Origin of the sequence: Hanamia caeni (genome assembly GCF_003721595.1) — a bacterium.
In the GTDB taxonomy this organism is placed as follows: Bacteria; Bacteroidota; Bacteroidia; order Chitinophagales; family Chitinophagaceae; genus Ginsengibacter; species Ginsengibacter caeni.
In genome coordinates, this window is the sequence record NZ_RJJR01000002.1 from 130,833 (window position 1) to 145,607 (window position 14,775).

The 14,775-nt window shown below is 41.0% G+C and carries 7 protein-coding genes; 3 read left to right on the top strand and 4 right to left on the bottom strand.

All coding sequences use genetic code 11. The features are described from left to right. The first annotated feature begins 89 nt into the window (after positions 1–89). Positions 90–2,237, top strand: a complete 2,148-nt coding sequence (locus tag EFY79_RS03720; RefSeq protein WP_148041844.1) for an FN3 associated domain-containing protein — start codon at positions 90–92, stop codon at positions 2,235–2,237. A 124-nt stretch (positions 2,238–2,361) separates the two neighbouring features. Here EFY79_RS03720 and EFY79_RS03725 read toward each other — a convergent pair whose 3' ends face one another. From EFY79_RS03725 to EFY79_RS03740, 4 genes are read right to left on the bottom strand one after another with little or no spacing between them, the layout of a single operon-like run. Then, positions 2,362–3,231, bottom strand: coding sequence for an ROK family protein (locus tag EFY79_RS03725; protein WP_123119343.1), 870 nt, complete (start codon positions 3,229–3,231; stop codon positions 2,362–2,364). Between the two features lie 15 nt (positions 3,232–3,246). Continuing rightward, entirely contained in the window at positions 3,247–5,952 is a 2,706-nt protein-coding gene (locus tag EFY79_RS03730) for a GH92 family glycosyl hydrolase (protein WP_123119344.1), read from the bottom strand. 33 nt (positions 5,953–5,985) lie between these two features. Next, positions 5,986–7,386, bottom strand: coding sequence for a sugar porter family MFS transporter (locus EFY79_RS03735; protein ID WP_123119761.1), 1,401 nt, complete (start codon positions 7,384–7,386; stop codon positions 5,986–5,988). 4 nt (positions 7,387–7,390) lie between these two features. After that, positions 7,391–9,202, bottom strand: a complete 1,812-nt coding sequence (locus EFY79_RS03740) for a class I mannose-6-phosphate isomerase (protein WP_123119345.1) — start codon at positions 9,200–9,202, stop codon at positions 7,391–7,393. Positions 9,203–9,525: 323 nt separating this feature from the next. Here EFY79_RS03740 and EFY79_RS03745 point away from each other — a divergent pair, with 323 nt between their 5' ends. Next, the gene (locus EFY79_RS03745) at positions 9,526–12,714 is read left to right on the top strand and encodes a GH92 family glycosyl hydrolase (RefSeq protein WP_123119346.1); all 3,189 of its coding nucleotides are present in this window, start codon (positions 9,526–9,528) and stop codon (positions 12,712–12,714) included. 290 nt (positions 12,715–13,004) lie between these two features. Further along, on the top strand, positions 13,005–14,765 hold the full coding sequence (locus EFY79_RS03750; protein ID WP_123119347.1) for an ABC transporter ATP-binding protein: 1,761 nt from the start codon (positions 13,005–13,007) through the stop codon (positions 14,763–14,765). The last annotated feature ends 10 nt before the right edge of the window (positions 14,766–14,775 follow it).

A 14,775-nucleotide genomic window follows, 5' to 3' on the forward strand; every position in this document is an offset into this window, starting at 1 on the left:
GCAACAAGTCCGGTTTCTATGCCTTCCCTTTGAGGGTGAGGTGAGTGTTTGAATAATTCTTGTGGCAAAAATTAAAAATTTATTACTACATGCATCGTTGGAAAAAAATAATTTTTGATAGCACGCTTGCGCTTAATATCCTGTTGCTGTTCCTTTTTATTTTCGACAACAGACTTTATGTTCCACCGTGGCTTCAGGTGGCAGGAAGGATGCATACGCTGTTTTTGCATTTCCCTATTGTGATGCTGGCCTTATGTATTTTTTGGGAATTGTTTTCAGGTTATAACAAATCTTATGTAAACGTAAAGTCAGAAATAGGCGATGACTTATTATTGGCTGCCGCGTTCACTTCTGTGATTACGGCCCTGATGGGATTATTTCTTTCAAGAGAACCCGGCTATACGCCTGATCTTTTGGTTTGGCATAAATGGGGTGGTATATTTATTTCATTCCTTTCCTTAACCTGGTATATGTTTCGCGCCAAAGTAAGGCAGGCCCGCCCTGCCTTGTTCGTTACTTCATTTGGCGCAATGGTGATGATAATAATTACCGGGCACCTTGGTGGCAACATTACACACGGCCAGGATTTTATTTTTGAACCTGTAAACCCTGCTAAGCAGGCTGCTCCTGTGTTATTTGAAGATGCTTTCGTGTATGCAAATATGGTGCAGCCCATTCTGGAAGCAAAATGTATCAGTTGCCACAATGCTCAAAAAGCAAAAGGAGAATTGGTAATGGAAACAAAAGAATTCCTGATGAAAGGCGGAAAGGATGGAAAACTTTGGGATACTACCGAAACTGATTTAGGCTTGCTAATGCAGCGGATTCATCTTCCTTTGGAAAGCCGCAAACACATGCCGCCACAGGGGAAACCGCAACTGACAGATGATGAAATAGCCATTCTGTATCACTGGATAAAAAGTGGCGCCAGCTTCACTACAAAAGTGGATTCACTTCCGCAGAAAGATAGTTTACGATTACTGGCTATGCCATTATTTCAAACTATAGAAACTGATGATTATACTTTTGAGCCACCTGATGAAAAAAAGGTGCAGACCTTAAATAATAATTACCGCGTGGTAAAACCTCTTGCTATAGGCTCACCTGCTTTGGGTGTCGAATTTTTTAGCAAGGAACAATTTAAGTCACAACACCTGAAAGATTTATTGGATGTAAAAAATCAAATAGTTACGCTTAACCTTAATAAGATGCCGGTAAAGGATGAAGATTTGAAAACTATCGGGCAATTTGCCAATCTGCGAAAACTGAATCTATCTTTTACAGATATTACCGGTGCTACCTTACAGGAATTGAGCAAATTAAAAGAATTGAAAATTTTATCTCTTTCTGGCACTAATATAAAAGCTGCTAACCTACAGTCATTAGCCAGCCTTAAGAAGCTTAGTCATTTAATGGTTTGGGATGTTACACTAAGCGCTGCTGAATTAAATACATTGCAACAGCGGTTGAAAACTACCGCAATAGAAACAGGTTTTAAAGGCGATACGGTACTGATAAAATTAAATCCCCCTCTAATAGAAAATGAAGAACAGGTGATAACCGGCACTCAACCTCTTCAATTAAAGCATTATATAAATGGCGTTACCATTCGCTACACTACGGATGGCACTACGCCTGACAGTATTTCTTCACCCATATACAAGCCGGGTGTAATGCTGGATAAGAAAGAAGTAATTAAAGCGAGGGCATTTAAAGCGGGTTGGATTGGAAGCGATGTAGTCGAAAAAATATTTTACAAAGCCGGCGTAAAGCCTGATTCTGTAAACTTATTGACACAAAGTGATCCACAGTATAAAGGCGACGGCAGCCTAACTTTGCATGACGGCAAATTGGGAAGCAAAAATTTCAGAGATGGTAAATGGCTTGCAACCCACGGTGTACCGATGGAGGTATTATTTTATTTTAAAAATCCAGCTTCTGTTTCTTCTGTTAACATTAGTAGCATAGTTGACGTTAACAGTTACCTTATGCCACCTCACGAAATAGAAGTATGGGGCGGCAACACTTATTCATCATTAAGATTGCTAAAACGCCTTCGTCCTTCACAGCCATCAAAAGAAGCGCCACTCTACATTACGGGATATGATGTGGATTTTAAAAAATCAAGTATCAATGTTTTGAAATTGATTGTGAAACCGGTGAGTAAGCTACCGGCCTGGCACAGAGGTAAAGGCGATAAAGGATGGTTTTTTACTGATGAAGTATTTTTGAATTGAGTAAAAAAATACACTGGTATTTTTATTTCATCTTTGACCTAAATAAAAAATCTTTAATAAAAGCCTGCCTGCCGGAAGGCAAGTTTGTTTACTGTCGATCTGTTTCTAAGACCTACTAAAATTTTTACGAAGCTGATCGCTTCCACAAGCTTGCTGCACCTATTAATGCGCTGTCTTCCCCGAGCATAGCTTTTTTAATGGTTACTGCCGGAAGCCTATCCAAAATAGTTTTTGTTTCCGGAAAAAATAATTCCCATGCGTTTGCAATGTTTCCGCCGATTACTAAAGTTTCACAATTATATTTTTGGGCATAACTATATAAAATTTCACCAAGATTTTTTCCAAACTCTTCAAACAGTTTTTCTATTTCCGGCTCTTCCGAAATTTTTTCGCTTAATTCTTTTACATTTTTTGCGATGCGCCCGGTCATTTCTTTATATTTTTTTAAAAACCACCGGCTCGAAATATAATCTTCCGCGACGCCATCTTTAAATGGAGCAAAATATAAATCTCCCTCAAATGTTTGTCCACTGTGAAATCGTGCAGAACCAAGCCCCGTGCCCAGTGTGATGCCAAGTACATTATCACAACCAACAGCCGCGCCGCCAAATAGCTCGCCTTCTAAAAAGCACCTGGCGTCGTTCATGAAAACCATACTTTCTTCTGCAAGATGCAGTTGCTTTGCCAACGCTTTTTTTATGTTTAAGTTGAAAAGGCTTTCGTATTTGTCCACGCCTTTTATCAGGCAAATACCGTTTTCATAATCGAAAGGGCCGGGCATGGCCACGCCTATTTTTTTTGAAATAAAAGGATATTTTAAAAATATTTGTTCAATTACTTCGGCCCATGAGTTTAAAATTTGCTCCGCGCTTTCCTTTGAATTAATAGCCTTTCTCAGAAGCGAATCTTCTACAATGCTCCTGTGTTGAAGATCTACCACTGCTGCGGAAATATGCGAGCCGCCGATATCAACGCCAATCACCTTTTCATTCATCTTTATGTAAAATATTTATGGCATGTCAGAAATACCCCATGAAGTATTGGGCTGTGGACCCAGCCAAATTTCGAGCAATCCTCCTTTGGCGAAATCCTTATGATAAAACCAAAAATTATTCAGAGGCTTCCCGTTTAACTGTGCTTTTTGAATATAGCAGTTTTCTTTAGAATTATTGTAAGTTTTAATTACAAACTTTTTACCTGCATAATAGCTGCTGTCAAGTGTAATTGTTATTTCATCGAAAACCGGGCTTGTAATATCATACACCGGCTGCTGCGACACGGTTCCTTTTAGGCTAAACAAACCCATTGACATCAGCGCGCTCAAAGAGCCCATCTGGCCCTGGTCTTCATCATGGCCACCGTAGCCCAGGTCGGGCGTGATTCCGCCGTAAGCCTTTTCCTGCACTTTTCTAACCCAAAATTGAGAAAGCCACGGCTTGCCGGCATAATTAAATACATGCGCATCAGAAAGGCCGGGCTGATTGGCATAACTGATGTATCCATCATTGTAAGCAAATACAAAATCCTGCGGCTCCGCTTTTTCAAACGCATAATTCAGTTTGTTGCAAAGACTGTCATTGCCTCCCATCAATTTAGCCAGCCCCGGAATATCCTGTGATACGCCCCAGGTAGCTTGCCAGGCATTTGCTTCTACCCAACCTTTTCCACTCAGTGGGTCATTATGCACAAATTTTCCATTTTCATCCTTCGGAAAAATCAATCCTTCTGCAGGATTAAAACATTTTTTCCAACCGTCTGATCTTTTACGAAAAAATTCGTAGTCTTTCTTTTTTCCAAGACTTTGCGCCATTTGGGCAATAGCATAATCCTGGAACGCGGCTTCTATGGTGATGCCTGCATTATTTTTCCACCAGCCGTTTTTTGTATAAAATTCAATGTCTTCTTTGCTGCCGAGCATGCCGCCGGGCAAGTGGTTTTGTTTAATGATTTTGAAAGCATGATACTTATCTGCTTTTGTAAGCAATCCTTTTTGAAATGTCGCTGTAATAAGATTTGTAGCCGGGCAGCTCGTCATGATATAAGAGTAACCACCCCCGGACGGCCCGCGGGGAAGCAGATAACCATTGTCGGCATATTGAATAAGAGAAGCAGAAATTTCATCAGCCACTGAAGGCCATGCAAGTCCCCATAAAATATTCAGGTTCCATTGAGTGAGCCAAAATGCATCAGAATTGTACATGTTATACAAAAGATGGCCTTTGCTATCTTTGGGTAGAGTTTTTATTTTGAATATGGCATCGGTGAAATTTCCCTCTCTCTTTCCTGTTGTTCTGTCGGGATAATCGCCGGATACGTCATTGATTTTGTGGCGCCCCATCAATGAATGCCACAGGTCAGTATAAAACTTGGTTTTTTGAGCTGCTGTTCCGCCCTTTACTTCGATTTTACCAAGCCACTCATTCCATATTTTTCTTGTTGCGTTTCTTACAGAATCAAAATTCCAGGTGGTGCATTCTGCGTTTAAATTGTTTCTCGCATTTTGGATACTTGTGTAAGATATCGCAATCTTCATTTGGATTTTTTCTCCTGCTGCTACATCATAATCCAACGCAATCCCGGCACTATCTCCCTGCAATGTTTTAATATTTTGAAACAACTTTTGTCCTTTCCATCCGTTGAACGATTTGCATGGCTTATCAGTTTGAATCACAAAAAATATTTTTACCTCTTTCGGGCCGCCCCAGTATCTATCTGTTGAGCTAAATGATCCTTCGAGTTCTGTGTCGCTTATTTTTTGAACATCAGCATTTTCCATTGTGCTGTTGCTGATATGTCCACCCAAATTAACAATGATGCGGGCAGCAGTATCTGTTGTATAAGTGAAGCGGTAAAAGCTGACCCGTTCCGTTGCGGTCAATTCCACCCAGCTTTTGGGCCTTTGCAGGAAAACGCGTTGGTATCCCGGCTGAACGATTTCATCATCATGGCTGAAGATTGATTTCCATCCCTTATCTCCATGAGTAACCTCTGTAGAAGCAAGCGCAGGCATGATACCAATACCCGACATCATCCAATTGTGTATCTGGTTAAACTCCAGTATTTCATTTTCATTATAATTATATCCGCCTCCATTTTGATTTTTATTTCTTGTAAGTGGCGCTGCGCCTACCATTCCGAATGGTGTTTGGCCGGTTATAAAAAAAATATACCTTCCCCTGTTGGTTTCAATATAGGGATCTACCCATGAAACCAAATCCGTTTTGTCTGAATTAGCCGGGTACACTTCAATCTCCGAAAAGCCCAAATCTTTGCCATTACCATCGGTGGCGACAAACCGAATCCACGTAATCTTTTTGGCATCGAACAATACCAGTTTCGCTGTGCCATCATTAGGAATTTGGTTTACCCAAATGGTAGTTCCATCGCTGAATAATATTTTGCCGCCTGCGATATGGTCAGTCAGGTTTGCCCTGTCGAAAAGGAGAATTTTATTGATTAAGACAGGTTCATTCCAGTCGAGCTGAATCCATGGAAACCGGATATATCCCCAATCAGTAGTAATTCCTTCGCAAGCCCATTCTCCTTTTCCATCAATACCGATAATTCCATCAGTGACATTTGAGGCCCTGAATTTTTCATTTAAGGATGTAGACGCAGTCACTTTGGCAAGCGGCGCAATGTTATCAGGGCCTGCCGTGGCAAGCAACGACATTAATAAAAGATTGAGAGAAAGAAGCAAAATTTTAGAGTGCATCGGCTATGGATTTAATTCAAAATGCTCATTTATTTAGAAAGATTCTTCTAAAGACAGGGAGGAAGCCGTGTTTTTACCGGGTTGATTTAGCCAATACTTTTCTATTTCTTCCAGCGATTTTCCTTTTGTTTCAGGGATGAATTTAAGCACAAAAACAAAAGCGCAAATTGACATCACCATATAAATCCAGAAGGTGAATGCGCTACCTATTGCAGCAAGCAGCATCGGGAATGTTTGAGATACAACATATACAGAAACCCATAGAAAAAATACACAAACTGACATAGCCATGCCGCGGTTTTTATTGGAGAAAATTTCTGAAATTACTACAAAGGCAAGTGGGCCAAGAGAAATCGCAAAAAAAGAAATGTAAGCTAGGATGGCTATGAGGACCAGGTAACCCTGGGCGAATCCGAAATAGAAAGCGCTTCCTACGATGGCAAGGCAAACGGCCATTCCGCCGGCCCCGATTAACAACAAGGTTCTGCGTCCCCATTTATCTACATATTTAATGGCTACCAGGGTAAAGAGCAGGTTGATTACTCCTACCAAAACCGTTTGCATAAGGGCTGATGAAGAGGCATCGCCCGTGGATTTGAAAATTTCCGGGGCATAATACATGATAGCATTAATGCCGGTAACCTGTGAAAAAATACATAATACAATTCCTATCAATAACGGCTTACGGACGCCCGGTTTAACAATATCGGCAAAGGAGGATTTCTCTATCGAGAGGGAATTTTTTATTTCTTTTAATTCTTCCTCCGCTTTTTCCGAACCATTTATTTTAGTGAGAATGCTTCCGGCCTCATCCCATTTGGCTTTTTGCGAAAGCCATCTCGGGCTTTCAGGAACGAAGAAAAGAAGAATTAAAAATATAACAGAAGGTATTGCGCCTGACCCAAACATCCATCGCCATCCGGTTGATATATTCCATGCTTCATCGCGAAGGCCTGCAATAAAATAATTGACAAAGTAGATAAGCAGTATTCCCGAAACAATCCCGAGCTGGTTGATAGAAACCAGTTCACCCCTTATATTCGCGGGAGCAATTTCCGAAATATACATCGGCGCCAGGATGGAGGCGATGCCAATACCCAGGCCGCCAATTAAACGAAAAAATATAAACCAGTCAAGACTTAAAGGGATTGCAATGCCGATGGAAGAAACAGCAAAAAGTATGGCTGACAAAATCAATACTTTTCTCCGGCCATACACATCACTTAATTTTCCGGCAAATAGTGCGCCCGCTATGCAGCCCACCAGCGCACAGGAAGCTACCCAGCCCATCATTTCAGGAGAAAGGCTGTATTTCAACTGAATAAATCCGATGGCGCCCGCTACTACGGCAGTATCATATCCAAATAAAAGCCCCCCGACTGCTGCCACAATAGTTGCTTTGTATACATATCCTTTGTTGATTGTATTTGCCATATTGTTAATTAATGCGGTAATCAATTAAATTTTCAGTCCTTACAAAAGCCTTGATGGTAGCGCATTCAGCACCCTCACTTTCACCGTAGGGCCTGATTGAATATTCTCCTACTGCAGCCGGAACTATGAAGGTTTCGGCGTAGTGAATTACGAAGGGTTCAAAGGAACCGGATGGGCTTTCAACGATCGCTTCCCTGCCTTTTATGAGATTGAGCACAGCGAATACGCCGTTTGTGTGGTGAACTACTTTTTTACTAAACCAATGCCGCCTGGTTTCAATAAATGAAGAAGGATCAAGCCCGGTTTTTTCCTCTAACCAACCATCGCCTTCATTAACTTTCCCTATCCTGTTAATGATGTTTTCTTTTGTCCAGTTTGCAGTTCTGTTCCATTGAATTACTTCTTTGCCATGCTCAATTGAAATGGGCCTTGGTTTTCCATCCAGCCCCATTCTGCCCCAATCCCAAAGCTTGAATGTAAAAATATAAGGCGTAGCGCTTATTTCCAGCACAACGGTATCAGCGCCCGAGCAATGAACAGTTCCGGCAGGGATTAAAATATGATCATGTTTTTTTACGTGCCATTTCTGCACAAATTCTTCCGCATTAAAGTCGTCGCCATTCTCCTGCGCCTCCTCTAACTGGTGAACCATTTTTTCAGGAACTACTTTTTCCTTCAGCCCAAGATACACGTACGCATCATCCTTTGCATCCATGATATAATAACTTTCATCCTGTGTGTAAGGCATTCCAAATTTCTCTTTTATATATTCCCTTAAAGGATGTACCTGCAGACTGAGATTGCCGCCTTCCATCGTATCCAGGAAATCAAACCGGATGGGAAACTCCGTGCCGAAAGCGTCGAATACTTTCATGCCCAACAGTTTTTCAGGCTTTGCAAAAACAAGATTAATTGCCGGCGATTCAAACAAAATACCGTCGAAAGAAAATAGCAGGCTGTTTTCTTCAGGCACGCAATCGAAACCCCATGCAAAATTTTGTGTATCGCGATCAAGATCACAAACTTCCTTTAGCCACTGCCCGCCCCAGGGCCCGGGGTCAAAAAAGGGAACTGTTCTGAAAGGCCTGCTGATCGCTTCTTCCCATGCCTCACGGATTGCTGTGCCGGAAATTAATTTGGGCGTATCCGGTATTGTAGTATCCAGCACAAAATCCCAGTCATTCATAATTCTTTTTTTGTGCCGGTCGCAAACTCTCCAGTCAACAAAAAAACTTCGTTTGTATAAATAAGAAAATTCCGATTGCGGGTTTTGAGCGCCTATATTGCTTATGGTATTTTGCCTGAACCGAAGCTGTATTTCCCAACGCGGCATATCCGCATAAAAAAGAAAATCCGGTGCGGGGCAAATGATAGATGCGCCCAAACCAAGAATAATGCTTATTTGCCTGCCTGCTGGAAAAGCAGGTCCGTTTACTGTGTTTTTAATTTCATCCTGTAGCGAACGAACTTTTTTTGCATCAAAAAAATCTCCAAGGTTCAGCGGGGCCATGTAGCCAAATACCGGATCGTCGGTTACAAAAGGATACACCATTTTTTCGATTTCATCTCCTGGTTTCATCGCCTGGGAAACATCATAAACTTTTGCTGCGGGAATATACTGTTGAATTGCCGTGGCTATTTCATTTACGTATACGCCGGGATAACATTCCACCACAACCAAAAATTTTTTTCCTGGATAGTGATTGTTTAATGCAGTTATTTTATCGGTAATGCTTTCCCAGCCTTCAATACACTTATGCCCTTTCACTTCGATTGAAGGAAATTTTTCAAAATTTGATTTTTTCAATTGATTCATGATCCTTATAAATATTTTTTATTTTATTTTTCCGGCAGGTTAGATTAAAAATAATTGGAGTGCCAATCGCCTTTTTTAAAAAAGGGAGCGGCCTTGTTTCATTTATATGAACGAAGTAATTTCTTAAGAAAAAAATTATCAATGCCGGAATGCTTTAAGTGGTGATTCATAAAATATTTGAATTAAAAGAAAATTGAAGTATGTTCGCACATACAAACATAGTCCAATTTTTTATTTTTTAGATATTTATTATTTCAAAATATTTGCCGGAGTTTAAAGTCAGCTAATGAGGCTCCTTAAGTAGCATAATTAAAATTCACAAAATGAAAATAAAGCCCATTCTTTGGTGTGTATCTTTTGCAATTTTTTCTTTACAATCTTTTGCCCAATCGAATCAAACGAATATCTGGAGCATTGGAAAAGCCGACCATTCTGCTGCTGAATTTGCGCTGGCTCCCGGCGGCTTCCGGGACTTTGTGGGCCATGATTTTGGCTACGAAGACAAATATTTTTTGATAGGGTACAATAAGGAAAAAAATGATTTCCCTTATGTATTACCCGGACCCGCCGATACCTGGGGCGGCACCTGGCCCACATCCGGATGGCGTACCAACGAAGTGAATATTTTGTTTGGCATTACCAATTTACCGGCTGAAGGGGAATATGAACTGGAGATTAAATTACTGGATTATTCAAAAAAGTTTTTGCCGCTGGTGAAAGTTTTAATTAACGGCCAGGAAAATGAAATCCAGTTAGGGGCAAATAAATTTGACTTAAAAGCGCAACCGTATCCGCGCCAGAATGAACCCATTACAGATACAGCTTCACTGACGGGAAATCTTGATAACGCTACGCCTGAAACCATAACCATTCCTATTACAAAAAATATTATCCGCAAAGGTGGCAATAAGATCACCATTCGTGTAATAGGAGGTTCGTGGATCTTATTCGACCAGTTGGATTTGAAAGGCCCGCAGGCTGTTACAGTATTAAAACCTGAACAGCTTTTTATTTGCGATGTACAACCGGCAACGTATGAATTGGAAAATAGGGGTAAGAGAATGCAGCCTTTGCTTGTAAATGCAGAACATCTGCAGGGTAGCCCCGAACTAAGTGTGATGTTGGATGGCAAAAACATTTTTAAAGAAATCGTTGAACAGGGCAATTATGAGTTTGAAGCATTGATGCCTGCTGTAAAAACCAGCACGGTTAGTAATTATTCAATTTTGAACAATGGAAAAATTATTCAGAAAGGTGTGGTGAAAAGATCGCCTCAAAAATTACAAACACCGGCCGATTATGTGGATACGAGAATGGGAACTGCTCACTCGCGGTGGATGATTGCACCCGGCCCGTGGATGCCTTTTAGCATGGTAAAGATGAGTCCTGATAATCAGAATGCAGGCTGGCAGGCCGGTTATGAACCCACTTTTGAAAGCGTGGGAACATTTAGCCACATACATGAATGGACCATGGCAGGGTTAGGAATTTTTGCAACTAATGGTCCATTGAAAACTCAGATAGGAAACGAACATGATCCTGCATCGGGCTATCGTTCGCGGATTAATAAAAAAACGGAAGAAGCGCCTATTGGCTATTATAAAGTTCAATTAGAAGATTATGATATTAAAGCCGAAGTGACAGCTACTACACGGTGTGGCTTTGAACGCTTTACGTTTCCTGCAAACCGCGACAGCTCACGCATTTTAATCGACCTTCACATTCCTGCGGAATACGATTACCAGTTAAAGGAAGTAGAAATAAAGAAAGTAAGCGATTACAGGATTGAAGGAATGGTACACCAGTTTTCACCCGGCGTTTGGAGCCATGATGCCGACCAGGATTATACGATTCATTTTGTTATTGAATTTGACAAACCGATAAAACGGGTAGGAAATTGGGTGGATAATGCCATTCAATATGCTGATATTCTTTCAACTAAAAACAGTAAAAACGCAGGCCTGGTTATTGAGTTCGATACCAGACAAAATCCGGTTGTGCAGGTAAGATCAGGAATTTCATTGGTAAGCATTGATAATGCAGATGAAAATTTAAAAACCGAAATTACCCAACCCTTTGGATGGAATTTTGATGCAATCAGGCAGCACCAGGTTGATACATGGAATGATATTTTTAACCGGGTTAAAATCACTACCACCAACCGCCTTGAAAAAGAGCGTTTTTATAATTCAATGTATCGGTCTGTTTGCAGCCGCAATACATGGAGCGATGTGAATGGCCAATGGCGCAGTACAGATGGAAAGCTCCGGCAATTGAAAAATAAGGATGATGTAGCCTTAGGTTGCGATGCTTTCTGGAATACTTTCTGGAACCTCAACCAATTCTGGAATCTTGTAACGCCTGAATGGAGTAACCGATGGGTAAATTCGCAATTGGCCATGTATGATGCAAACGGCTGGCTCGCGAAAGGCCCTGCAGGCATGAATTACATTCCCGTGATGGTTGGTGAACATGAAATCTCACAAATGGTTTCTGCCTACCAGATGGGTATCCGCAATTTTGATGCGAATAAATTGTTAGAGGCTGCCGTAAAAATGCAAACGACTCCTGCGCAGAAAGTCTTTAAAGGCTTTGCAGGCAACAGGGATATCATTGAATATGAAAAACATCATTATGTGCCTTCTGACAAAGGCCGTTTCTCAAACACGATGGAATATTCTTATGATGACTGGACGGTTGGCCAGTTGGCAAAGTCATTAGGCAAAACTGACATCTACAAAAAATTTGACGCAAGAGGAAAATGGTGGAAAAACACCATCGATAGTAACGGTTACTGCCACACGAAATTAAGTAACGGAGAATGGACTCCGGATTTTGACCCGTTCCGCAGCGGCGCAAATGAAGAATATGTGGAAGGTAACGCATGGCAGCTCACATTTTTTGTACCGCAGGATGTGCCCGATTTGGTGCACATGATTGGCAATAAAAAATTTATTGACCGGTTGGAATGGGGATTCAAAGCCAGTGAGCCCTGGCGGTATAATGGAATGAACGACCAATACTGGGATTACCCCGTGATGCAGGGCAATCAGCAATCTATGCATTTTCCTTTTCTTTTTAACTGGGCAGGAAAGCCCTGGTCGACGCAGAAGTGGACACGCTCCATTATTGACAGATACTATGGTTACGGAATTTCTAACGCTTATCTTGGTGATGAAGACCAGGGCCAGATGAGCGCCTGGCTTATTATGGCTTCAATAGGATTGTTTCAAACGGATGGTGGCAGCAGCGCAAGCCCGATATATGAAATCGCGAGCCCGCTTTATCAAAAAATAGAAATTGACCTTGGGGGGAAATTTGGCCGGGGCAAAAAATTTACGATTATAGCACAGGGAGCTTCACGAAAAAACAAATATGTGCAAAGCGCAACTCTGAATGGACGCACATTACATTCTTTCAAATTTCCTGCATCGGAATTATTAAAAGGCGGATCGCTGGTATTGAAGATGGGGCCTGAGCCAAATGTGAATTGGGGGTTATCAGGAAAATAAGTATTACCGTTAGCGGTGTTTAACTAATTTCGGCAGGCTGTATTTACTTTCCAGCGATATATAAAATATCTTACTAAGGCGTCAAATTTTAGACAGATACTCTATGAAATACCTTTTCTTTAATTATTAATTAAAGTAAAATAGATGTTGAAATTGCGCTAAAGCATTCGCTTCAATATTAGCAGGAAATAGTAAAAGAATAAATAGCTTGTTTTTTTATTTTGAACCTGTCAGCTTACTGCTTATAGAAAGCAGGAATCCATCTGCCAATTTCATTTTAAATTTGCCTGATGGCGGAAAATAAAGAAAGAAAAAAATTACTGGATCTGAGCGCCCTTCGAAAAGTTTTTGCGTATGCCTTGCCTTATAAAAACAAGATATATACTTCTGTTTTGTTGTCGGTAGTTCTTGCGATTCTTTCACCATTGCGGCCTTACCTGATTCAATATACAGTTAATCATTTTATTAAGGACAGCAACGTCCGCTGGCTTATTTTAATCACCATCATACAAATAGGATTGTTGCTTATAGAAACGGTGCTCAGCTTTTTCTTCAGGTATCTTACCTCGTGGCTTGGCCAAACGGTAGTAAAAGATTTGCGGGTTACGGTTTATAAAAAAGTATTGAGCCTGAATTTGAGGCAGTTCGACAGAACGCCTATCGGAACGTTAACCACCCGAACTATCAATGATATCGAATCCATCAACGATATATTTTCGAACGGGCTCATCCCGATTATTTCTGACTTGCTTTCCATTATTGCCATACTGCTGTTTATGTTTACTGCCGACTGGCGCTTATCACTTATCAGCCTTGTGCCCTTCCCGATATTAATTATTGCCACTTATTTTTTTAAAGAAAGTGTAAACAAATCTTTTATTAAAGTCAGGAATGCGGTGGCTGCTTTAAATGCATTTGTGCAGGAACACCTTACGGGTATGAGCGTTGTGCAGGCGTTTGCTGTTGAGGAAAAAGAATTTAATAAATTCAAAGAAATCAACAAGCAACACCGCAATGCCAACATCAGGGCCATATTTGCCTATTCTGTTTTTTTCCCGATTGTAGAAATTGTTCTTGCCTTTTCTATTGGCCTGCTGGTGTGGTGGGGCGGAAATTATTCTGCCAACCCGGGGATAATTATTTCTTTTATCATGTACCTCAATTTATTGTTCAGGCCGTTGCGGATGATAGCCGATAAATTTAATGTATTGCAGATGGGCATGGTAGCAAGCGAGCGTGTGTTTAAAGTGCTGGAAAATGAAGATGTTACCATAAACAAACACAGCGGCATCCATTCCATACCTATAAAAGGCAAGGTAGATTTTGAGCATGTGTGGTTCGCCTACAACAAAGATGAATTCGTTTTAAAAAATGTGGATTTTTCAATTGCGCCGGCAGAAACACTTGCGATTGTAGGCCATACCGGAAGCGGCAAAACCTCCATTATCAGCTTGCTCAACAGGTTGTATTCTGTAAACCGCGGTGAAATCAAAATTGACGGCCACAATATTCTTGATTATGATATAGATTTTTTGCGGAGTAAAATTGCGGTGGTATTGCAGGACGTTTTTCTCTTCAGCGGCTCGGTTTTGGATAACATCACTTTACGAAATCCCCACATTAAAAAAAGCGATGCGATAGAAGCAGCCAAAATCATCGGCGTACATGATTTTATCATGCAATTGCCGGGAAATTATGATTTCAATGTAATGGAGCGCGGCTCCACGCTATCTCTTGGCCAGCGCCAGTTGCTGTCGTTTATTCGCGCGCTTCTTTATAATCCGTCCATTCTCGTTTTGGATGAAGCCACTTCGTCAATTGACAGCGAAAGTGAAATTTTAATCCAACATGCGATTGACAAATTAATCAGTGGCCGCACATCTATCGTAATTGCGCATCGCCTGTCTACCATTCGCAAAGCGAATAAAATCATTGTGCTGGATAAAGGAGAGATAAAAGAAATGGGAACCCACAACGAACTCATGGCATTGCAGGGCCATTATTTCAACCTTCATAACATGCAATTTGAAATGCAGGAAAGCACACTATGATGCAGTAAAC